The sequence below is a fragment of the Burkholderia metallica genome, assembly GCF_001718555.1.
GTDB classification, from domain to species: domain Bacteria; phylum Pseudomonadota; class Gammaproteobacteria; order Burkholderiales; family Burkholderiaceae; genus Burkholderia; species Burkholderia metallica.
The window spans coordinates 1,158,967-1,181,208 of sequence record NZ_CP013403.1 but is presented as its reverse complement, the minus strand read 5'-3'; the positions used below and the strand labels follow the sequence as shown (position 1 = coordinate 1,181,208).

General features: G+C 68.5%; 20 protein-coding genes. 7 read left to right on the top strand and 13 right to left on the bottom strand.

Annotation, left to right across the window (positions count from 1 at the left end):
* Positions 1 to 113: 113 nt before the first annotated feature.
* Positions 114 to 1,388 (top strand): APC family permease, encoded by a 1,275-nt coding sequence (locus WJ16_RS25020; RefSeq protein WP_069259731.1) that lies wholly within the window; start codon positions 114 to 116, stop codon positions 1,386 to 1,388.
* A gap of 100 nt (positions 1,389 to 1,488) precedes the next feature.
* Here the strand turns inward: WJ16_RS25020 and WJ16_RS25015 are convergent, their stop codons facing one another.
* The 4 genes from WJ16_RS25015 to WJ16_RS25000 form a co-directional block, all read right to left on the bottom strand.
* The gene (locus WJ16_RS25015) at positions 1,489 to 1,785 is read right to left on the bottom strand and encodes an XRE family transcriptional regulator (RefSeq protein WP_069259730.1); all 297 of its coding nucleotides are present in this window, start codon (positions 1,783 to 1,785) and stop codon (positions 1,489 to 1,491) included.
* A gap of 72 nt (positions 1,786 to 1,857) precedes the next feature.
* Positions 1,858 to 2,217, bottom strand: a complete 360-nt coding sequence (locus WJ16_RS25010; protein ID WP_069259729.1) for a type II toxin-antitoxin system RelE/ParE family toxin — start codon at positions 2,215 to 2,217, stop codon at positions 1,858 to 1,860.
* 127 nt (positions 2,218 to 2,344) lie between these two features.
* Entirely contained in the window at positions 2,345 to 3,331 is a 987-nt protein-coding gene (pcaQ, locus tag WJ16_RS25005) for a pca operon transcription factor PcaQ (protein ID WP_069259728.1), read from the bottom strand.
* Between the two features lie 77 nt (positions 3,332 to 3,408).
* A complete protein-coding gene (locus WJ16_RS25000; protein WP_069259727.1) occupies positions 3,409 to 4,146 on the bottom strand; it encodes a helix-turn-helix domain-containing protein in 738 nt (245 codons plus the stop codon).
* Between the two features lie 120 nt (positions 4,147 to 4,266).
* On the opposite strand from WJ16_RS25000, the gene WJ16_RS24995 reads away from it, so the two are divergent.
* From WJ16_RS24995 to pcaG, 3 genes are all read left to right on the top strand, one after another.
* The gene (locus WJ16_RS24995) at positions 4,267 to 4,824 is read left to right on the top strand and encodes a YiiX/YebB-like N1pC/P60 family cysteine hydrolase (protein ID WP_069259726.1); all 558 of its coding nucleotides are present in this window, start codon (positions 4,267 to 4,269) and stop codon (positions 4,822 to 4,824) included.
* Between the two features lie 275 nt (positions 4,825 to 5,099).
* On the top strand, positions 5,100 to 5,807 hold the full coding sequence (gene pcaH, locus WJ16_RS24990) for a protocatechuate 3,4-dioxygenase subunit beta (RefSeq protein WP_006489685.1): 708 nt from the start codon (positions 5,100 to 5,102) through the stop codon (positions 5,805 to 5,807).
* A 3-nt stretch (positions 5,808 to 5,810) separates the two neighbouring features.
* The gene (gene pcaG / locus WJ16_RS24985) at positions 5,811 to 6,404 is read left to right on the top strand and encodes a protocatechuate 3,4-dioxygenase subunit alpha (protein WP_069259725.1); all 594 of its coding nucleotides are present in this window, start codon (positions 5,811 to 5,813) and stop codon (positions 6,402 to 6,404) included.
* A 465-nt stretch (positions 6,405 to 6,869) separates the two neighbouring features.
* On the opposite strand, the gene WJ16_RS24980 is transcribed toward pcaG, so the two are convergent.
* Positions 6,870 to 7,649, bottom strand: a complete 780-nt coding sequence (locus WJ16_RS24980) for an AraC family transcriptional regulator (RefSeq protein WP_069259724.1) — start codon at positions 7,647 to 7,649, stop codon at positions 6,870 to 6,872.
* A gap of 142 nt (positions 7,650 to 7,791) precedes the next feature.
* Between WJ16_RS24980 and WJ16_RS24975 the strand changes: the two genes are divergently transcribed.
* Positions 7,792 to 8,568: an alpha/beta fold hydrolase gene (locus WJ16_RS24975; RefSeq protein WP_069259723.1), complete on the top strand. Its 777-nt coding sequence runs from the start codon at positions 7,792 to 7,794 to the stop codon at positions 8,566 to 8,568.
* Positions 8,569 to 8,605: 37 nt separating this feature from the next.
* Here WJ16_RS24975 and WJ16_RS24970 read toward each other — a convergent pair whose 3' ends face one another.
* The 8 genes from WJ16_RS24970 to WJ16_RS24935 all read right to left on the bottom strand — a co-directional run bounded on the left by WJ16_RS24970 (position 8,606) and on the right by WJ16_RS24935 (position 17,947).
* Positions 8,606 to 9,433 (bottom strand): M55 family metallopeptidase, encoded by an 828-nt coding sequence (locus tag WJ16_RS24970; protein ID WP_069259722.1) that lies wholly within the window; start codon positions 9,431 to 9,433, stop codon positions 8,606 to 8,608.
* On the bottom strand, positions 9,430 to 10,512 hold the full coding sequence (locus WJ16_RS24965) for a DmpA family aminopeptidase (protein WP_069259721.1): 1,083 nt from the start codon (positions 10,510 to 10,512) through the stop codon (positions 9,430 to 9,432). Before WJ16_RS24965 ends, WJ16_RS24970 begins: the two co-directional genes overlap by 4 nt.
* Entirely contained in the window at positions 10,512 to 11,405 is an 894-nt protein-coding gene (gene gsiD / locus WJ16_RS24960; protein WP_069259720.1) for a glutathione ABC transporter permease GsiD, read from the bottom strand. Before gsiD ends, WJ16_RS24965 begins: the two co-directional genes overlap by 1 nt.
* Positions 11,406 to 11,412: 7 nt before the next feature.
* On the bottom strand, positions 11,413 to 12,333 hold the full coding sequence (gene gsiC / locus WJ16_RS24955) for a glutathione ABC transporter permease GsiC (protein ID WP_069259719.1): 921 nt from the start codon (positions 12,331 to 12,333) through the stop codon (positions 11,413 to 11,415).
* A 79-nt stretch (positions 12,334 to 12,412) separates the two neighbouring features.
* The gene (gsiB, locus tag WJ16_RS24950; protein ID WP_069259718.1) at positions 12,413 to 13,975 is read right to left on the bottom strand and encodes a glutathione ABC transporter substrate-binding protein GsiB; all 1,563 of its coding nucleotides are present in this window, start codon (positions 13,973 to 13,975) and stop codon (positions 12,413 to 12,415) included.
* A 95-nt stretch (positions 13,976 to 14,070) separates the two neighbouring features.
* Positions 14,071 to 15,978 carry a dipeptide ABC transporter ATP-binding protein gene (locus tag WJ16_RS24945; RefSeq protein WP_069259717.1) on the bottom strand — a complete coding sequence of 636 codons (1,908 nt, stop codon included), beginning with the start codon at positions 15,976 to 15,978 and terminating at the stop codon, positions 14,071 to 14,073.
* 26 nt (positions 15,979 to 16,004) lie between these two features.
* Positions 16,005 to 17,006 (bottom strand): isoaspartyl peptidase/L-asparaginase family protein, encoded by a 1,002-nt coding sequence (locus WJ16_RS24940; RefSeq protein ID WP_069259716.1) that lies wholly within the window; start codon positions 17,004 to 17,006, stop codon positions 16,005 to 16,007.
* Positions 17,003 to 17,947: a MurR/RpiR family transcriptional regulator gene (locus tag WJ16_RS24935; protein WP_069259715.1), complete on the bottom strand. Its 945-nt coding sequence runs from the start codon at positions 17,945 to 17,947 to the stop codon at positions 17,003 to 17,005. Before WJ16_RS24935 ends, WJ16_RS24940 begins: the two co-directional genes overlap by 4 nt.
* A gap of 474 nt (positions 17,948 to 18,421) precedes the next feature.
* Between WJ16_RS24935 and WJ16_RS24930 the strand changes: the two genes are divergently transcribed.
* Both WJ16_RS24930 and WJ16_RS24925 read left to right on the top strand, forming a co-directional pair.
* Complete coding sequence (locus WJ16_RS24930) at positions 18,422 to 19,693, top strand: MFS transporter (protein ID WP_069259714.1); 1,272 nt, start codon at positions 18,422 to 18,424, stop codon at positions 19,691 to 19,693.
* Positions 19,694 to 19,720: 27 nt separating this feature from the next.
* A complete protein-coding gene (locus tag WJ16_RS24925; protein WP_069259713.1) occupies positions 19,721 to 22,141 on the top strand; it encodes a glycoside hydrolase family 31 protein in 2,421 nt (806 codons plus the stop codon).
* Positions 22,142 to 22,242 lie beyond the last annotated feature (101 nt).

Sequence of the window (22,242 nt, the reverse complement as noted above, 5' to 3'; positions counted from 1 at the left end):
CACGGACTACTGATCGCCACGCCGCATTGCCACCGGCGTTCGGGTAGCATCGAACGATTTTCTGCGCGGCCGCCCGCGCGCCAACACGACAAGACCTCCGGAGACCACTGCCCATGTCCTCGCATGCCGATTCGCCCGCGACGCATCACGCGGGCTCGTTGACGATTTTCCAGGGCGCCGCGCTCTATATCGGCGCGGTGCTCGGCACCGGCGTGATCGCGCTGCCCGCGCTGGCCGCCGAAGTCGCGGGGCCGGCCTCGCTGCTCGCGTGGGCCACGCTCGTCGTGCTGTCCGGGCCGCTCGCGGCCACCTTCGCCGCACTCGGCGCACGCTATCCCGATGCCGGCGGCGTCTCCACCTACGCGCGGCGCGCATTCGGGCCGAAAGCCGCGGCCATCGTCGGATGGTGCTTCTACTTCGCGGTGCCGGCCGGCGCGCCGGCCGCCGCGATGTTCGGCGGCGCCTACGTCGCGGCCGTCACGGGCGGCGGGCAGACGACCGTCATCGTCACCGCGGCCGCGCTGATCGCGACCGTGTCGGCCGCGAATGCATTCGGCGTCACCGTGTCGGGCCGCATGCAGCTCGTGCTGTCGGCGCTGCTCGTCACGCTGCTGCTCGCCGCGGTGCTCGCGTCCGCGCCGCATGCGCGCACCGCGAACCTGCATCCGTTCGCGCCGCACGGCTGGCTCGCGGTCGGTCAGGCCGCCGCGCTGCTCGTGTGGAGTTTCGCCGGCTGGGAAGCGATCACGCATCTCGCGGCCGAATTCCGCCGGCCCGCGCACGACATGCCGCGCTCGGCCGGCATCGCGGTCGTGGTGGTCGGGTTCCTGTATCTGTCGGTCGCCGCCGCGAGCGTGACGGTGCTCGGCCCGTCGGCGGGCGCATCGGGTGCGCCGCTCGCCGAACTGATCGCGGGCGGCATCGGCGGTCATGCGCAGGTGCTGGCCGCCGCGGCCGCGCTGCTGCTCACGCTCGGCACGATGAACGCGTATTTCGCGGGTGCGGCCAAGCTCGGCGCGGCGCTCGGGCGCGACGGCGCGCTGCCCGCGTGGCTCGCACAAGGCAGCCAGGTGGGCGGCGTGCCGCGCCGCAGCCTCGGCGTGATCGCCGCGCTCGCGGCCGTCGCACTGGCCGCGACGACGATCTCGGACGTCGGGCCGAAACCGCTCGTGCTCGTGACGTCCGGGTGCTTCGTGATGGTGTATGGGCTCGGTGCGGCCGCCGCGCTGAAGTTGCTGCCGCGCGGCGGCATCGCTTACCGCTGCGCGTGGATATCGCTGGTCGCGGTGGCCGGGCTGTTTCTGACGACGGGCTGGTACATTCTGTGCCCGCTACTGCTCGCGGGTGGCGCGCTGCTTTATCTGCAGGTGGCCGCGCCGCGCAAATGACCCGCCCTGCGTGCGCGGGCTGACACCCGCCCGCTCACGGCGACGCGCCGGCCGATCGTTGGCCGAATCGCGGCCCGGATCGCCGCGCGCATCGCGTCGGTCAGGCCGGCACGAGCTCGAAGCTGAGCCGCTTGCCGAGCGCGGCGGCCGCGCTCGCGAGCGTCGCCAGCGTGAGGCACGTGTCGGTTTCGTCGAGCAGCCGGTTGAGTGCGGCACGACTGGTTTTCATCCGCACGGCCATCGCGGTTTTCGTGATGTGCTGCGCCTTCATTTCGTGCCCGATCTGCCACGCGATCACGCGCTTGATCGCGGTGGCGGTGGCCGCTTCGAGATTGCCGTCCTCTTCGAGGAAGGTATCGAAGTCGCTGCCGATGTGCGGATTGTTCGTGGTCGTCATGTCGTACTCCTGTGCATGGCGTGGCCGGCTGCCCGACCGTCGGAAACGACGCGTTCAGGCGCAACCGGAAATTCAAAGGGTGTGCGTCAGCGCCTTCAGGCGCGCGACGGTGACGTCGAGCTCGTCCGACGGCGTGGCCCGCGACTGCTTGAAGAAGCCGTGCAGCAGGACCATCGTGTCGCCGACGACCGTGAACGGCACGCGGGCGCTCCGCCCCGGCAGCATCACGCGGATCTCCCACACATCCCGCGCCATCTTCCGGACCAGCGGCATGCCGAGCGGCCAGCCCGGTTGCACGGTCTTGATCTCTTCGCCGATCGTCCTTCGCTCCGCCTGCCCGAGCGCCTTGAGCCATTCGCGCACCGGCTCGTTGCCTCGGGCCGTGCGAAAGAACCGCACGCCGAGCGTGACCGGGATCTGCTGTCGCACCATCGTCTTGTCACCAAGCGCACCAAAAACGATACGATATGCCAAGCACCACGATGACGGCTACTGGCCGGATGGCCGGTCCGGAAGCGCAGACAGGAACCGGGCCGGGCTTGCCGCCCGGCCCCAAGGATCAGCGATTGCCGCGACCCGGCTTGCGCGCGGCGCGCGGCGTCCGGTGCGGGCGCTTGTCGCCGAACCGTGATCGTGCGATCTCGCGCACGGCGTCGATCAGCGTCCGCGCGACCGGCGACGGCTGCGCATCGGTGCGCAGCACGAGCCCGACCGGCTCGTCGGTGCCTGCCGACGGCAGCGGCACGCGTGCCAGCGCGCCGGCCGACAGGTCGTATTCGGCCGCATAGAGCGGCACGAACCAGACCGCGTCGTTCTCGAGCGCCAACGCGCGCGCGACCGACACCGACAGCACCTCGATGAACGAATCCAGCGGCGGCGCGCCGCAGGCGCCGAGCAGTTGCTCGGCCGACTGGCGGATCAGCGTGCCGAACGGCGGGAGCACGACCGGAAAGCGTGCGAGCTCGGCGGCCGGCGCCGCGCTCGACAGCAGCGGATGCCCGGCGCGCACGACGGCGACGAGCGGCTCGTTGTACAACTGCTCGAACGCGAGGCCGATCATCCGCTCCGGCTCCGACAGCCGCCCGATCGCGCACTCGATCGCGCCGGACTTCAGGCGCTCCAGCAGATCGGCGTTCGCGGCCGTCGCGATCCGCACGACGACGCGCGGCCAGCGCTCGGCGAGCGCCTTCATCAGCGCGGGCGCGAGCGATGCCGCGACGGTCGGCAGCATGCCGATTTCCAGCGTTGCCGCGGCGGCGCCGCCCTCGCGCGCGAGCAGCCCGACGCCCTGCCGCAGCGCCAGCACGCACGCGTTCGCGTGCGGCAGGAACAACTGCGCCTCGCGGGTCGGCTGCGCGCCCTGCCGGCCGCGCTCGAACAGCTTCACGCCGAGGATCGCCTCCAGTTCGGCGATCGTCTTCGATACGGCCGGCTGCGTGATCGACAGGCTTTCCGCCGCCTTCTGCACGCCGCCCTGCTGCGCGACCGCGAGAAAGCACTGCAGGTGCCGGAACTTGACCCGGCCGTCGGCGATACGGTTATTCATAACGAGTGGTTATGCGATGGACGATATAACGCCATTTTGCATAACTTTCCGTCTCGCCCCAAGCCCTCGACGATAAGTCACGCGTTGCGCCGCAGCGCGCGGAAACCGGCCGGCTCCCACATGCGCTTCGCGATCAGCAAACTCGTCCCGTGCTTCTGCGCGAGCGGCGCGGACGACGATTCCGTATGCAGCGCGGCCGCCTTGCTGCGCAACCGGCGCAGCTCCAGTTCGAGTTCGGCGTGCGCCGCCTCCGTCAGCATCCCCTGCGAGAACGTCATCGTCTCGCCTTCGCCGTCGAAGCCGCTGTCGAGGAAATCGCCGAGCGCGTGCGCATGGAAATAACGGCGGATCGGCCCGCCGGGCAGCCAGTCGAAATCGCGCGCGACGCGCACGCGAATCCGGTCGCCCGGCAACAGTGCGACGACGTTCATCCGGTCGAGCATCAGCAGGTATTTCACGCACTCGGCCTTCGTCAGCCGATAGACCGACACGATGTCCTGCACCGTCCAGTAGTTGATCGCGCAGACGGCGACGAGCAGCAGTTTGTCGTCCGACACGAGCAGCGCCTCCTGCTGCTCGGTCAGCACGTGCAGCTTCGGCGCCGATACGGACGCCTCCTGCACGAGCTCGGCCAGCGTATAGCCGAGCAGCTGGGCGATCTCCACGACGCGCTCCAGCGTGAAGCGGCCGCTGGCGAACAGCCGCTTCACGCTGGTCTCGGAGACGTCGAGCGCACGGGCGACGTCGCGGTAGGTCATGCCCTGCGCCTTCAACTGGCGCTTCAGCGTGTCGATGAGTTGGGCGGTTTCGGTCATTTTGGTATCGAAAAATGATGCTCCAGGTCTGATATTAGGCCACCCGAGCACGCAGATGAACACTTTCGGATACTTGTCTGCATAATCCGCTCCGTGCTGTCACCGAACGACGGAGCCGACATGACCACCCGAACCGACACCGCTTGCTACGAATCGCCCCTCACCGCGCCGCGCGATGCCCGCGACACGGATCGCACGATGCCGCTCGCCACGGTCCGTACACTGGCCGCGAGTGCGCACGTCGGGGATCTCGTGTTCATCCGCGTACCGTCGAATGCGCCGCGCGACGCGGCAGGCGCGTGGGCCAATCGCTTCGGCATCGTCGTCGATACGTCGGGCGACGAACCCGTGATCGCCGAATCCGCGTTTGCGTGGACGAAGCTCACGCCGCTGTCGCGCTTCGTCGCCCGCACCGACGGCGGGCGCATCGCGCTGGCCCGCCGCGTCGCGGCGCCGACCGCCGATGCGCAGCGCCAGCTTCATTCGACGGCGGAGCGGCGAATCGACGCGCTGCTCGGCAAGCGCTTGAACCTGTGGGCGCGGCGCGGGTTCTGCGCGGACTACGTGACCGACATGCTCGGCGCCGACCGGAACGCGACGCCGGCCGCACTGCTGCGCAGCGGAACACTGTCGCTCGAATTCGACGGGATCGTGTTCGATCCCGGCCGTCAGTCGTGACGGGCGCGCTCAGGGAGACCCGATAACAACAAGAACGAAAACACAAAAAAGCGGCGACGGGCTGGCTGGAGGGCCGTGCACGGAGTCGTCACCGACGACGCGAAGCCCGATCGCTTTTTCCGCCGGACAGGCATCCTGTCCGGCGGAATTTTCATGGGCGCGCCGAACATAACGAATGGTTATGCGTTTCGCTAAAAAAGGTCATTTTGCATAACTTTCCGGATTGGTTAAAGTCGCACCATCCACTTTGCGAAAAACCTATCAGGAGACGCCCGATGGATTCCCCCACGATCCTCACGCCGCGCGACTGGCCGTCGCATCCGGCCTATGTCCACCCCGAATACCGTTCGTCCGTGAAACGCGGCCCGACGCGCCCGCTGATCCCGCTGAAGGAAAAGCTGCGCGACCAGTACGCGCCCGTCTACGGCGCCGAAGATCTCGGCGCGCTCGACCATGACCTGACGAAGAACGCCGTCAAGAACGGCGAGCCGCTCGGCGAGCGGATGGTCGTCACGGGCCGCGTGCTCGACGAAGGCGGCAAGCCGGTGCGCAACACGCTCGTCGAGGTGTGGCAGGCGAATGCGGCCGGCCGCTACGTGCACAAGGTCGACCAGCACGACGCGCCGCTCGACCCGAACTTCCTCGGTGCGGGCCGCTGCCTGACCGACGACGAAGGCCGCTACCGCTTCCTGACGATCAAGCCCGGCGCGTATCCGTGGGGCAACCATCCGAACGCGTGGCGCCCGAATCACATCCACTTCTCGCTGTTCGGCGATTACTTCGGCTCGCGCCTCGTCACGCAGATGTACTTCCCCGGCGACCCGCTGCTCGCGTACGACCCGATCTTCCAGGGCACGCCCGAGGCCGCGCGCGATCGCCTGATCTCGCGCTTCTCGATGGACATCACCGAAGAAGGCTATGCGCTCGGCTACGAATTCGACATCGTGCTGCGCGGCCGCGACGCTACCCCGATGGAGCGCTGAACCATGACGACGCTGAAGCAAACCCCTTCGCAGACGGTCGGGCCGTACTTCGCGTACGGCCTGTGCCCGCAGCAGTACGACTACGATCTGAAGAGCCTGTTCACGCCGACGATCGCCGCGCCTCACGCCGAAGGCGAGCACGTGCTGCTGGTCGGCCAGGTGTTCGACGGCGACGGCCAGGTCGTCGGCGACGCGGTGCTCGAATTCACGCAGGTGGACGGTGCGGGCCGCTATCCCGCGTCGCGCGACGACATCGCGAAATCCGGTTTCACGGGTTTCGCGCGGGTCGGCACCGGTACCGATGCGCAGCAGCGCTTCGTCGTCGAGACGGTGAAGCCGGGCCGCATCGCCGCCGACGAAGCGCCGCACATCAACGTGACCGTGATGATGCGCGGGATCCTCACCCATGCATTCACGCGCGTGTACTTCGACGACGAAGCCGCCGCGAACGCGGTCGACCCGGTGTTGAACGCGGTGCCGGCCGAGCGCCGTGCGACGCTCGTCGCCAGGCGCGACGCGCAGCCGGGCCGCCCGGTCGTCTACCGCTTCGACATCCGCATGCAGGGGCCGGACGAAACGGTGTTCTTCGACGTGTGACGCGTGCGCGGGCGCTTGCCGCGCCGCGCCTCGTACGCCACCGCACCGCCGTGTGGCGCGATACCGAAAGGCATCGCGCCACACGGCGTTTTTCCTGTGTCGTCGCCAACATTCGATGATGCGTCGCATCGCGGCGCACGGCGGCTGCGGAGGGTTATCGCTCGCGGCTTCCGGCCCGATTTCAAACGATCGATTGAAACGCTTGCTGCGACTGCACATGAATCGTCGAATCAACACGATATCGTTTGCGCGTTACACGGCGTATTCTTCGTTATCGGCAACGCGCCAACAGGATTAAATCGGAATCGGAAACAATTACGCATGTAATGCGCGACACCGCCCGGCTGGCTGTGCGCGCATTTTTTTCTGACCGGGTGCCTTTGAACGCGTCTGACCGAAGTTGGCAGGCGCGTATTTTTTTGCGGCGACGGGCGCGCGGGCAGCGCGGGCACCGACCGCTTGCGGTCAGCGCCGGATCTCCAGATAGCGGCTCGGCGTGTCGCCCAGGATGCGGCGAAACGCCGACGCGAATGCGCTGGCGCTCGCGTACCCGAGGTCGAGCGCGACGCGCGTCACCGGCTGCCCGTCGCTCAGGCGGGCGATCGCCGCGAGCATGCAGACCTGCTGGCGCCACGCGGCGAAACTCACGCCGGTCTGCGCACGGAACTGCCGCGTGAACGTGCGCCGGCTCACGCCGGCGTCGGCCGCCACCTGGTCGAGATCGGCCGCGATCGACGGCGATGCGAGCAGGTGCCGGCACACCTTCGCGAGCCGCGCATCGGCCGGCAGCGGCGCATGCAGCGACAGGCGCGGCATCGTCGCGATTTCCGCGACCAGCAGCGCCATCAGCTTGCCCGCGCGCCCGTCCACGTCGTACAGCGCCGGCAGGTCGATCGCATCGTCGATCAGTTGCCGCAGCAGCGCCGATACGCCATAGACGCCGCACTGGTCGGGCAGGCCCGCTTCGCGCGCGGCGTCGCCGGACACGAACGTGTTGAGCATCGTGACCGGCCCGGTCATCGTCATTTCGTGCCGCACGCCGGCCGGCACCCAGCACGCGCGCTGCGGCGGCACCAGCCAGCGCCCGTGCGGCGTCGAGACGCTGATCGTGCCGCGCGACGCGAACGCGAACTGCCCGCGCCCGTGCGCGTGCTCCGGAAACGTCGTGCCCGCCGCGTAGTCGCAGGCGATCACGACCACGCTCCGCGGAATGTTTTCGTAGGGATCTAGCAGCGTATTTCTCACGGCCCGAATTCCATCATCAATGACCCGATATCGAAGGCGGGTCGCCTTCGCGCAATCTACGATCCGCTCCACCCTTGCGCGCGCTGACGGCCGCAAGACCCGCCGGCCTGATCGGCCGGATCATCACTGCATCGGAGCGGACATGCCGAATACGTTTCATCGCGTGGGGGACGGCCCCCACCCTGTTCTTGTACTGCCCGGCTGGTTCGGCGACGCCCACGCATTCGAACCCGTCGAACCGTGGCTGTCGCGTGAGCACTTCAGTTACGTCTTCATGGACTACCGAGGTTACGGCCGCATGCGCGATGCCGCGGGCCGCTACACGATCGACGAAATCGCCGCCGACGCGCTCGCGCTGGCCGACGCGCTCGATTTCGCGACCTTCAGCGTCGTCGGCCACTCGATGGGCGCGATGGCGGCCGAGAAAGTCGCCGTCATCGCGCCCGGACGGGTGCGCGCGCTGGTGCCGGTCACGCCCGTGCCGTGCGGCGGCCTGCCGTTCGACGCGGAGAAACGCGCACTGTTCGAGCGCGCCGCCGACCACGTCGCCGATCGCCGGACCCTCATCGATCGCAGCACCGGCGGCCGGCTACCCGCCGCGTGGGTCGAGTGGAAAGCCGCGTATTCGGCCGCCCGTTCGTCGCCGGCTGCGTTCGGCGCGTACTTCCGCGCATGGGCCGACACGGATTTCAGCGACGCCATCGTCGGCATCCATCCGGTGAAAGTGCTGATCGGCGAGCACGATCCGGCGTTCGACGCGGCGCTGATGGCGCGCACCTACCTGCGCCGCTATCCGCGCGCCACCGTCGACGTGCTGCGCAACGCGGGCCACTATCCGATGAACGAGACGCCGCTCGCGCTGGTCGCGGCGATCGAGGCGTTCCTGCTCGGCGCGACGGCGAACGCCGTCGACCGCTGACGACGCGCGACACGCAAGCAGCATGGCGCACGCGCAGTCACCGCAACATGAAAGACATCGCCGACAGGCTGTTCAGCGTGCGCACCACATGCTCGACCGACGGCCCGTCGAAGCGCAGCGTCACCGCATCGACGCGCTCGAGCGACGGCAGCATGCAGAACAGGTCGGCCAGTGCGGCCGTCTGCACGCGCAACGTGCAAGCGGCCGGCGCGGGTCGATGCGCGCCCGCACGCACGCCGGCCGACAGCGCCTGCGCCACCGCTTCGCGCGCCGCCGTTGCGATCCGCGCACACGATGCGGCGGGCGTGAGCGTCTCGCCGCTCGATGCGCCGCCGGCCGTCTTGACGACCTCGAAATGCGCATCGGGAAAGAGCGGCCGCGTTTCGTCGGCAAACACGTCGTCGCCGGTGGCGAGCGCGACGTGCGCGCCGTATTCGCGCGCCAGCGCGCCGTACAGCCCGGCTTCGCCGAGCTCGACGCCGTTCAGCCACACCTGCGTGAACGCAAAGCTGTTGATCGTGTGCGCGAGCACGCCGTGCGTCTGCGACTTCGCGTGATAGCCGATCATGAACACGAGATCGGGCTGCTGTTCGAGGCCCGCCATCAGCCCGAGCGTGCGCGGCTTGCCGAGCACGACGCGCGCACGCGCATCGAGCCCGTCGGGCAGCAGGTTGCGGAAACCGCCGTGCGAATCGTTGACCCACACGGCCTGCGCGCCGCCCATGAACGCGCCTTCGATCGCCGCGTTCGCCTCGGCGGTCATCCAGCGGCGCGCGCGCTCGTATTCCGGATTGCCGGCGCGCGTCTGCTCGGTCGCGAACACGCCGGCGACGCCTTCGATATCGGTCGAAATCAGGATCTTCATGACTGGGTAAGACGTCCTTCGTGGCCTTCGTTGAACAAGCGATCGAGATCGGGCACCGCATCGCGCAGCGATTGCCGCACGTGGCCATCGCGCCCGGCCACCGTCACGGCCTGCAGCAACGCGTCGGCAATCGCGTGCTCGACGCTTTCGGCCGCCGCCAGGAACAGCGGATCGAGCGCCGCATCGGCGACGAGGGCCGGCAGCGCAATGGTCGACGCGTCGTGCGCGATCGTGTATGCGGTGGAAAATGCGAGCGCGATGTCGCCGCTGCCGTGCCCGTAGACCGAGCCGGTGCGGGCCAGGCCCGCCCCCGCGCGGCGTGCGACGCGTGACAGTTGCCGCGCATCGAGCGGCGCGTCGGTGGCCAGCAGCAGGATGATCGACCCCTGCTCGGGCGGCGCCGCATGCGCGGCGTCGGCCGCCCGCCGTTGCGCGACGATGCGCCCGAGCGCTACGCCGCCGAGCGTCAGCATCGGCAGCCGGCCGAAATTCGCGAGCACGAGCGCGCCGACCGTATACGGCCTGCCTGCCGCGACCGCGACACGCGATGCCGAACCGATCCCGCCCTTCAGGTCGAAGCACGACATCCCGCGCCCTGCGCCCACCGCGCCGCGCGCGACGTCACGCGATGCCGCGCGGCACGCGTCGTCGTAGTGCGCGGCGGTGACCGCGAACGCCTGGATGTCGTTCAGGCACCCGTCGTTGCACTCGAACACGAGCGGGTTGACGGTCGGCCAGTCGCGGCCGATCCGCGGATTCGCGGCGATCGCCGCGCGGATCTGCGCGTGCGCGACCGCGCCGACACCGAACGTGTTGGTCAGCGCGATCGGCGTATCGAGCGTGCCGAGTTCGTCGACCTGCACGAGCCCGACGCTCTTGCCGAAGCCGTTGATCACGGCCGCCCCCGCCGGCACCTTGCTGCGGTACACGTCGCCCGGATGCGGCTTGACGACGGTCACGCCGGTCTGCACGTTGCCCGCATCGAGCGTGCAATGGCCGACCGTCACGCCCGGCACGTCGGCGATCGTGCCGCGCGGGCCAGCCGGCAGCGTCGCCGTCCACATCGGTGCGATGCCCATCAGCGGCGCTCCAGCTTCGGATCGAGCGCGTCGCGCAGCCCGTCGCCGAGCAGGTTGAACGCGAGCACGGTCAGGAAGATCGCGAGGCTCGGGAAAATCGCGATGTGCGGCGCCGTCACCATGTCCGCGCGCGCTTCGTTGAGCATCGCGCCCCACTCCGGCGTCGGCGGCTGCGCGCCGAGCCCGAGGAACGACAGGCTCGCGGCCGTGATGATCGACGTGCCGATCCGCATCGTGAAGTAGACGACGACCGACGACACGGTGCCCGGCAGGATGTGCCGCATGATGATCGTCCAGTCCGACGCGCCGATGCTGCGCGCGGCCTCGACGTAGGTCATGTGCTTGAGCATCAGCGTGTTGCCGCGCACGAGCCGCGCGAACGCCGGGATGCTGAAGATCGCGACCGCGCAGATCACGTTGATCATCCCGTTGCCGAGGATCGCGACCACGCCGATCGCGAGCAGGATGCCGGGGAACGCGAACAGCACGTCGGCCACGCGCATCGTGATGCGGTCCCACCAGCCTTCGTAGTAGCCGGCGAGCAGCCCGAAGAACGTGCCGATCACCGCGCCGAGCGCGACCGAGAAGAAGCCGGCCGCGAGCGAGATGCGCGTACCCGCGACGATCCGGCTGAAGATGTCGCGGCCGAGCGAATCGACGCCGAACCAGTGCACGGCCGACGGCCCCGCGTTCAGCGCGTCGTAGTCGAAATAGTTCTCGGGATCGAACGGCACGACGTGCGGGCCGACGAACGCCAGCACGACGAGCGCGAGCACGAAGCCGCCCGCGACGAGCGCAACCGTCTGCTTGCGGAACTTGCGCCAGAATTCGCGCCACGGCGTGCGGATCGCGGCGGATGCGGCCGGCGCCGCGGTCTGGACTGTCGCGTTCATGCGCGCCTCACTTGAACCGGATGGTCGGGTTGATGACCGCGTACAACACGTCGACGGTCAGGTTGATCAGGATGAACTCGAGCGAAAACAGCAGCACGATCGCCTGGATCACCGGGTAATCGCGCATCGTCACCGCATCGACGAGCAGGCGGCCGAGCCCCGGCCAGTTGAACACGACCTCGACGACGATCGAGCCGCCGAGCAGAAAGCCGAACTGCAGCCCCATCATCGTGACGACCGGGATCATCGCGTTGCGCAGGCAGTGCTTGAGCACCACCATCGGCTCGTGCACGCCCTTCGCGCGCGCGGTGCGCACGAAGTCCTCGTTCAGCACCTCGACGAACGACGCGCGCGTGAAGCGCGCCATCACGGCCGCGACCGCGGCGCCGAGCGTCAGCGACGGCAGCACGTAGCTCTTCCACGAGCCGTCCGGCACGACTGGCAGCCAGCCGAGCTTCACCGAGAAGATTTCCATCAGCAGCATGCCGAGCGCGAACGCGGGAAACGAGATGCCCGACACCGCGAGCGTCATGCCGAGGCGGTCCGGCCAGCGGTTGCGCCACACCGCCGATGCGATCCCGATCGCCATCCCGAACGCCGTCGCCCACGCCATGCTGACGAGCGTCAGCATCAGCGTCGGCATGAAGCGCTCGCCGATCTCGGTCGAGACCGGCCGCTTGCTGCGCGTCGACAGGCCGAAATCGCCGTGCGCGATCTTCACGAAGAAGTTCGCGAACTGCGCGGGCAGCGGCCGGTCGAGGCCGAGATCGGCACGCACCAGCGCGACGGTCGCATCGTCGGCTTCGGGCCCGGCCGCGAGCCGCGCCGGATCGCCCGGCAGCAGGTGGACGAACAGAAACACCAGCACCGCGACGATCGCGAGCGTGGGCAGCAGGCCGAACAGGCGTTTGACGAGAAAATTCAGCATGGGGCACCGATCGAATCAGCGTGCCGGCGGCGTGCGCCGCCGGCACCGCGTGGCGGACGAGCCGCCGTCATCACCACTGTCACTTCAGCGAGATTTCGTCGAAGTTGAACGAGCCGTCCGGCATCACGTACGCGCCCTGCAGCCGCTTGCTGCGTGCATACACGATCTTCTCCTGCACGAGGAAGATCCACGGCGCATCGGTCCAGATCTGCTTCTGCGCATCGGCGTAGAGGTCGGTCTTCTTTGCGCGATCGACCGTCTCGAGCGCCTTCGTCAGGTCGCCGTCGACCGTGTCGTTCTTGTAGTACGCGGTGTTGACGAGCTTCGGCGGCGCCGACGCGCCGGCGAGCAGCGGCGTGATCGCCCAGTTCGCTTCACCCGTCGACGACGACCAGCCGATGTAGTACATCCGCACCGGCGCCTTCGCCGGGTCCGGCGCGCTCTCGACCTTCGCGACGCGCTCGCCGGCTTCCAGCGCCTGCACCTGCACCTTCACGCCGACCTGCGCAAGCTGCTGCTGCACGAACTGGATCGCCTTCTGCGACGTCGAGTTGTTGTAGGCCGACCACAGCGTCGTCTCGAAGCCGTTCGGATAACCGGCTTCCTTCAGCAGCGCGCGGGCCTTCGCCGGGTCGTACGGCCACGGGCCCAGCTTCGTCGCGTAGTCGACGCCCTGCGGCACCACGCCGGTGGACGGCGTCGCGAAGCCGGCGAATGCGACCTTCGCGAGCGCTTCCTTGTTCACCGCGTAGTTCAGCGCCTGACGCACCTTCGGGTTGTCGAACGGCTTTTGCTGCATGTTCAGCGACACGTAGCGCTGCACGATCGACGGCCGCTCGACGATGTCCACCTTCGGATTGCCCTTCAGGTCGGCCGCCTGCTCGAACGGGATGCGGAACGCGAAATCGGCTTCGCCCGTCTTGATCAGCGCCGCACGCGTGTTGTTGTCGACCACCGGCTTCCAGTCGATCGCATCGATCTTCGGATAGCCCTTCTTCCAGTAGCCGGCGAACTTCTTCACCTTCAGGTCGTCGGTCTGCTTCCATTCGACGAACTCGAACGGCCCGGTGCCGACCGGATGCAGCGCGATGTCTCGGCCCCACTTCTTCAGCGCGGCCGGCGAGATCATCACGGCCGACGGGTGCGCGAGCGTATTGATCAGCGCCGAGAACGGCTCGCGCAGCGTGAGCTTCACCGTGTACGGATCGACCACTTCGGTCTTCTCGATCACGCGGAACATGTTGTAGCGTTTCAGGTGGTTCGCGGGATCGGTCACGCGGTCGAAGTTCGCCTTCACGGCCGCCGCGTTGAAATCGGTGCCGTCGTGGAACTTCACGCCCTGGCGCAGCTTGATCGTGTACGTCTTCGCATCCGGGCTCGCTTCGTAGCCGGTCGCCAGCACGTTGACGAGCTTCATGTCCTTGTCGAAGCCGAACAGCCCCTGGTAGAACGACTTGACGACGGCCTGCGACACCGTGTCGTTCGCGTCGTACGGGTCCATCGTCGTGAACGTCGAATCCACCGCCATCACCGCGGTCTGCTGCGCGAACGCGGGCACCGCGGCCGACAGCGCGAACGCGCCGGCAAGCGCGACGAAACACGCGCGCGGACGAAACATCGGGAACGAATGCTGCTTGGTCATTTTGCTGGGCTCCTAACGGTGAATCGGTGACGCCTCACGGACGTTTCGGTTTCGACTTCCTGCAAGCTCGCGCATCGCCGCGGCGATGCATGACTTCAATACGCGCCGCCGACGCGGTGCGTCGCGACGTAATGATCGGGGCCGACCGCGACGAGCGGCGCGACGACCGGCTCGTCGCCGACCGCGCGGATCGGGCTCGGGATTTCATCCGCCGCGAGCTGGCGCGGCGCATGCCGGCGCGCGGGGTCGGCCACCGGCACCGCGCTCATCAGCTTCTTCGTGTACGGATGCTGCGGCGCCTCGAACACCGCGCGGCGCGGGCCGATCTCGACGATCTGGCCGAGATACATCACCGCGACGCGATGGCTGATGCGCTCGACCACCGCCATGTCGTGCGAGATGAACAGGTACGCGACGCCGAGCTCGCGCTGCAGGTCGAGCATCAGGTTGACGATCTGCGCCTGCACCGACACGTCGAGCGCCGACACCGATTCGTCGGCGATCACGACCTTCGGGTTCAGCGCGAGCGCGCGCGCGATCGCGATCCGCTGGCGCTGGCCGCCCGAGAACTCGTGCGGATAGCGGCGCGCGGCCTCCGGCGGCAGGCCAACCTTGTCGAGCAGCCAGTCGACGCGCGCCTGCGCGTCGCGGCCGCTCGCGACACCGTGCACGAGCAGCGGCTCCATGATCGAGAAGCCGACCGTCAGGCGCGGGTTCAGCGACGCGAACGGGTCCTGGAAGATGAACTGGATGTTCCGGCGCAGCGCCTGCAGGTCCGGGCCTTTCAGCGCGCTGATGTCGCGGCCGTCGAACTCGATCGAGCCGCTCTGCGATTCGACGAGGCGCAGCAGCGAGCGGCCGGTGGTCGACTTGCCGCAGCCCGATTCGCCGACGAGCGCGAGCGTCTCGCCCGCGCGCAGCTCGAAGCTCACGCGCTCGACCGCATGCACGTATTGCGACACGCGGCCGAACACGCCGCTCTTCACCGGGAAGCGCGTCACCAGATCGCGCACGCGCAGGATCGGCGGTGCGGCGCGGTCGACGGGCGGCTGCGCGCCGTCGTTCGCCGCGGGTGCGGGCGACGCCGCCGGTGCCGCCGCGCTCGCGCCCTCCACCTTCAGCAGCGGGAATTTCTCGGGCGCGTCGGTACCCTGCATCGAGCCGAGTTTCGGCACGGCCGCCAGCAGCGCACGCGTGTAGCGATGCGCGGGCGCCGCGAAGATGCGCTCCGACTCGCCCTCCTCGACCTTCTCGCCGCGATACATCACGAGCACACGGTCGGCCACTTCGGCCACCACGCCCATGTCGTGCGTGATGAAGATCACGCCCATGTTCATTTCGTCCTGCAGCCCGCGCACCAGTTGCAGGATCTGCGCCTGGATCGTCACGTCGAGCGCGGTCGTCGGCTCGTCGGCGATCAGCAGCGCGGGCCGGCACGACAGCGCCATCGCGATCATCACGCGCTGCCGCATCCCGCCCGACAACTGGTGCGGATAGCGCGCGAACACGCGGCGCGCCTCCGGAATACGCACGAGGTCGAGCAGCCGCAGCGTCTCCGCGCGCGCTTCCGACGGGCTTTTCGACTGGTGCAGCGCGATCGCCTCGCTGATCTGGTCGCCGACCGTGAACACCGGGTTCAGCGACGTCATCGGCTCCTGGAAGATCATCGCGATGTCCGCGCCGCGAATGCCGCGCATCGCCGCGCCGCCGGCCTGCGCCAGATCGACGATCGCGCCGCCGCGCCGGCGCAACGCGATCCGCCCGCTCGTGATCGCGCCGCCGCCGTGCTCGACGAGCCGCATCAGCGCAAGCGACGTCACCGATTTGCCCGAGCCCGATTCGCCGACGATCGCGAGCGTCTCGCCGCGATCGACGTGAAACGACACGTTGCGCACCGCGTCGAACGTCGCGCCTTCGCGGCGGAACGTGACCGACAGGTCGTCGACAGCCACCACGCGCTGCTCGGGCAGCACCAGGCCGGACGGGTTACGGCTCGAAGTCATCGTGGGTCCTCCTCGTGCGGTCCGGATCAGGCCGTGTCGTCGTCGCGATAGATGCCGACCACCGGCGCTTCACCGACGCGCGCGTAGCCGCGGTACATTCCTTCGGTATTGAACGGCATCGCGACGTTGCCGTGCGCATCGACCGCGATGATCCCGCCGCGGCCCGCGACGCGCGGCAGCTTGTTCATCACGACGTCGTGCGCGGCGTCGGCGAGCGAGGCGCCGCGGTACGCGATCTGCGCGGCCACGTCGTGCGCGGTCGCGAGCCGGATGAACATCTCGCCGGTGCCGGTGGCCGACACCGCGCAGGTTGCGTCGTCCGCATAGCAACCCGCGCCGATGATCGGCGAATCGCCGACACGCCCCGGCTGCTTGTTCGTGATGCCGCCCGTCGACGTCGCCGCCGCGATGTGGCCGTTCAGGTCGCACGCGACCGCGCCGACCGTGCCGTGCTTGCGGTCCGGATCGAGCGGCTCGGCCGGCTGCTGCTGCGATGGCGAAGCGCCGAACGTGAACGTGGCCGCGTCGTGGTCGAGCATCGCGCCGGCCGCCGTGCGCGCCTTGACCCACTGCGCGTGACGCGCTTCGGTCGCGAAGTAGCCGGGCTCCGCGAGTTCGAGCCCCTGCGCGGCCGCGAACGCATCGGCGCCCGCCCCGGCGAACAGCACGTGTTCGCTCGCTTCCATCACGCGCCGCGCGGCGAGCACCGGGTTGCGCACGCGCGTCGCGCAGCAGATCGCGCCGGCGCCGAGCGTCGCGCCGTCCATGACCGCCGCGTCGAGTTCGTGCTTGCCTTCGGCCGTATAAACAGCGCCGCGCCCGGCGTTGAACAGCGGACAGTCCTCGAGCATCCGCACCGCGACGGTGACCGCGTCGAGCGCACTGCCGCCATCGGCCAGCACCTGCTGCGCGGCCGTCAGGATCGCGGTCAGTTCGGCGCGGTACTGCCGTTCGGTATCGGAATCCATCGCATCGCGCAGGATCGTGCCTGCGCCGCCGTGAATCGCAACGATCGCGGATGAAGTCATGGTTTTTTCGGACGGTGAGAAGAAGGGTTGGCGACGGGCGGCGTCGCTTGCGGCTGCGTGAGCCACGGCAGCAGGAATTCGGTCATCTCGGCCGCGGATTTCGCGGACCGGTGCGTGCGCAGCGCGACCGCGTCGATCAGCGCCTCGATCATCGCGAGCACGGCCGCCTCCGACGTGGCCGCGAAGCGCCGTTCGGCCCTGACGTACAGGTTCAGCGACGCGATCGGCGCAAGCGGCGACTGCGGGCCGTCGGAAATACCGAGCACGCGCGCACCGCGAGCGGCCGCGCGGCGGGCCAGTTCGATCGTGTCCTTCACGTAGCGCGGAAACGCGAGCGCGATCACGAGATCGCGCGAATCGGCCGTGTACAGCCGCCGCGCCGCATGCGACGGGCCGCCGAGCAGCGCGAGCGACTGCACGTTGTCGTGACAGACGGACAGCCCGTGCTCCATCAGCCCGGCGAGAAACGCGCTCGAGCCCGCGCCGAGGATCAGCACGCGTCGCGCGCCGACGATCGCCTCGACCGCGGCCTCGACATCGGTCGCGTCCAGTTGCGCACGCGTGTTCCCGATATTCGCGACGGCCTGGTCGAACACCGCGTCGATCCACGCGGCGCCGCGCACGCCCGACTCCTGCTCCTGCGCGGAACGCAGCCGCTCGACGGGGCCGAGCGTTGCCTCGAAGCCGCGCACGAGCGCCGCGCGCATCGCCGGATAGCCGTCGAAGCCGAGCGCCTTCGCGAAGCGGTTCGCGGTCGCGATCGACGCATTCACGGCCTGCGCGAGTTCGTCGATGCGCATCGTCGCCGCACGGAACGGGTTCGCGAGCACGAACTCGCCCATGCGCCGGTGAATCGGCGTCATCAACGGCATGGCCGACGCGATCCGCTCGGCGATCGCGGGTTCGTCGTGGCTGGCGTCGGGCGAAACGAGTGGCGTCATGCGAAGGGGAGTTGCAAGGATGATGAAAATTAATTTACACAATCTCGATAATGAAAAGAAATAAATTTTCATTGCGGTTGTCACACCCTCTTCCCGCACGTGTCGGTCGTCCGATCGCTCGCCCAGCCCCGCCGCACGGGCCTTCGGCGCGTGATCGCCATGCGGCGCAACGCACGCCGCCGCCCTTCGCCCATCGGGAAAACCCCGAGCAAGTTCGTTCGAATGCAATTTGGCGTTGACCGGATTCGAATTCGAACATAGGATGTTCGAAAATGATCAGTCGTCAGATAACATCACCCTTCAATGACGACAGGATGTTCGCTTGAACGCCACTCCTCCGACGTGAAACGGGGAAATTGGCGGCATTCAAGATCGGACATCGTATGAATCAGGCGAAAAACAGGCCCTCCGAATGGTGGGTCGTCATGGATCGGGCCGGCGCCGCGCGCCGGCCCTGCCCGACAGGAGACAGCAGTGAAGACAGTCAAGGCGTTGCGCTGGTGGATCATCGTGCTCGTATGTCTCGGCACGATCCTCAACTACCTCGCACGGAATTCCCTCGCGGTGCTCGCCCCCGAGCTGAAGCAGGTCTTTTCGATCTCGACGCAGCAGTATTCGTACATCGTCGGCGCGTTCCAGATCGGTTATACGATCATGCAGCCCGTGTGCGGCTTCGTCGTCGACCTGATCGGGCTGCGGCTCGGGTTCGCGCTGTTCGCGATGCTGTGGTCGGTGGTCGGCGTCGCGCACGGTTTCGCGTCGGGCTGGCTGTCGCTCGGCATCCTGCGCGGCTTCCTCGGCCTGTTCGAAGCCGCCGCGATTCCGTCGGGAATGAAGGCCGTCGCCGAATGGTTTCCCGATCGCGAGAAATCCGTCGCGGTCGGCTACTTCAACGCGGGTACGTCGCTCGGCGCGGCGATCGCGCCGCCGCTCGTCGTGTTCATCTCGATGCGGTTCGGCTGGCAGGCCGCGTTCATGGTCACCGGCGCGCTCGGCTTCGTGTGGGCCGCGCTCTGGTACACGCAGTACCGCTCGCCCGCCGACCATCCGCGCATCACGTCGCAGGAACGCGCGCTGATCCGCGACGGCCAGGCGACGATGCCGCCCGTGTCGAAGCGCCGCATTCGCGACGTCGTCACCGCGCGGCGCTTCTGGGCGATCGCGCTGCCGCGCTTCTTCGCCGAGCCCGCGTGGCAGACCTTCAGCTTCTGGATTCCGCTGTATCTCGCGACCGAACGCCACATGGAACTCAAGCAGATCGCGATCTTCGCGTGGATGCCGTTTCTCGCGGCCGATCTCGGCGGCATCGCGGGCGGCTACCTGTCGCCGTATCTCGCGACGCGCTTCAAGCTGCCGCTCGTGTGGTCGCGCGTGGCCGGCGTCGCGCTCGGCGCGGTGCTGATGCTCGGGCCCGCGATGATCGGGCTCGTATCGTCGCCGTACACGGCCATCGCACTGTTCTGCGTCGGCGGCTTCGCGCACCAGATGATCTCCGCGCTCGTCAACACGCTGTCGGCCGACGTGTTCGATCCCGAGGAAGTCGGCACCGCGAGCGGCTTCGCGGGGATGGCCGCGTGGATCGGCGGGCTCGGTTTCTCGCTGCTGGTCGGCGCGCTCGCCGACAAGATCGGCTATACCCCGCTGTTCGCGTGCCTCGGCCTGTTCGACCTCATCGGCGTCACGCTGCTCGCGGTGCTGATCCGCGGGCAGTCGAAGCAGGAACGCCTGCTCGCACGGCACGCCTGACCTTCGTTCTCACCAGGAATCGCATTCATGACTTCGCTTCTTCATCCGCCCGGGTTCCGCGTCGCCGGTCAGCACGCGAACCGCGTGCTGCTCGCGTCCGATGCGGGTGCAACCATCGAGATCTTCGTGCTCGAGGACGACATCGTGCGCGTGCGCGTGCTGCCCGACGCGACGGCGCGCAACCCGCGCACGTGGTCGATCGCGCCCGGCCTCGACGACGTGCCGCTCGACGGCCGCGACCGCCTCGACCTCGACGGCTTCGCCCTGCCCGCCTATACGCTTGTCGAAGACGACGAAGGCGTGTGCATCGAGACCGCGCAGATCCGGCTCGCGGTGCGCCGGCAAGGCGGCCGCTGCACGTGGTCGATGCGCGGCGCGGACGGCGTGTGGCGCGTCGCACTCGCCGACCGCGCGACGCAGGCGTACAACTTCGGGTGGTGGGACGATCGCGCGTATCACTACGTTGCGCGCGAGCACGGCGACAAGGTATTCGGCCTCGGTGAACGCGCGGGCGACCTCGACCGCACCGGCGCGCGCTTCGAGATGCGCAACATCGACGCGATGGGCTACAGCGCGAAGCACACCGATCCGCTGTACAAGCACATCCCGTTCTACATCACGTGGTCGCCCGATGCATGCCAGGGCTTCGGCCTCTTCTACGACACGCTGTCGGACTGCGCGTTCGACATGGGCCGCGAACTCGACAACTATCACGGCCCGTACCGCTATTTCGTCGCCGAACACGGCGATCTCGACTACTACTTCATCGCGTCGCCCGACACGCCGCTCGCCGCCGCGCGGCGCTTCACGTGGCTCACCGGGCGCCCCGCGCGCACGCCGAAATGGGGGCTCGGCTATTCGGGCTCGACGATGAGCTACACGGATGCGCCGGACGCGCAGCAGCAGATGAACCGGTTCGTCGACCAGTGCGATACGCACGACGTCCTGTGCGATTCGTTCCACCTGTCGTCGGGCTATACGTCGATCGGCGCGAAACGCTACGTGTTCAACTGGAACCGCGAGAAATTTCCCGACGCGAAGGGCTTCGTGAAGCATTACCGGGACCACGGCATCCGCCTGTGCGCGAACATCAAGCCGTGCCTGCTGCGCGACCATCCTGCGTTCGACGACGCGGCAACGCGCGGGCTGCTGATCCGCTCGGCGTCCGGCGAGCCCGCATGGGTGCAGTTCTGGGACGAAGTCGGCGCGTATCTCGACTTCACGCAGCCCGACGCGTACCGCTGGTGGTGCGAGCAGGTCACGTCGGCGCTGCTGGAATACGGGATCGAGTCGACCTGGAACGACAACAACGAGTACGAGATCTGGTCGCCCGACGCGATCGCGCACGGCTTCGGCCGGCCGTTCCCGGCGCGCGAAGCCAAGGTGCTGCAGACGATGCTGATGATGCGCGCGTCCCGCGAAGCGCAGCGCGCGCATGCGCCGGCGCGGCGGCCGTTCCTCGTGTCGCGCTCCGGCGGCGCCGGCATGCAGCGCTACGTGCAGACCTGGTCCGGCGACAACTACACGTCGTGGGAAACCTTGCGCTACAACCTGAAGATGGGCCTCGGGCTGGCGCTGTCGGGCGTGTCGAACATCGGCCACGACATCGGCGGCTTCTCCGGGCCCGCGCCGTCGCCTGAACTGCTGCTGCGCTGGGTGCAGTTCGGCATCTTCATGCCGCGCTTCAGCATCCATTCGTGGAACGACGACGGCACCGTCAACGAACCGTGGATGTATCCGGAGATCACCGCGCAGATCGCGTCGCTGATCAAGCAGCGCTACCGGCTGCTGCCCTACCTCTATCACCTGCTGTGGCTGTCGACGACGCGCTACGAGCCGGTGCTGCGGCCGACGTTCGCCGATTTCCCCGGCGATGCGCGCTGCTACGACGAATGCGACGACATGATGCTCGGCGACGCGCTGCTCGTCGCGCCGGTCGTCGATCCCGGCCTGACCGAGCGCACCGTCTACCTGCCGTCGGGCGCGCGCTGGATGTGCTGCGCGAGCGCGCGGTCGTTCGACGGCGGCACGAGCGTGACGCTGCCCGCGCCGCTCGACACGCCGGTGATGTTGCTGCGCGAGGGCCGCGTGCTGCCGCTGAACGTCGCGCAACAGCATTTCGGCGCACGCGCCGACACGCGCGGCTTCCTCGTCGCACCGCGCATCGAGGACGGCGTCGCGTACGGCGAATGCATCGAGGACGACGGCGAGACGGAAGCATGGCGCGACGGCGAATACGGGCTGTGGCGCATCGAAACCGGCCGCGAGGCGTCGGGCGCGCTCGGCGTGTCGGTGCGCTGGGACGGCCGCCCGGCGCGCCCGGCCGATCGCGTCGAGGTGCTGCTGCCCGCGTCGCTGCAAGGCCCGGTCGCCGTACGCGGCGCGCGCGTCGAACAGGATGCGCAGGATCGCGCGTGGCGCCGCCTCGTCGTCGCATTCGACAACTGAACCGCGTAACCCGGGCAACGCGGGCCGTCCATGCGGCCCGCCGCCGGTCACAGAGGAGGCGACCGAGCCTCCCGTCCACCTTCAAAAGATGAAGAGATCTG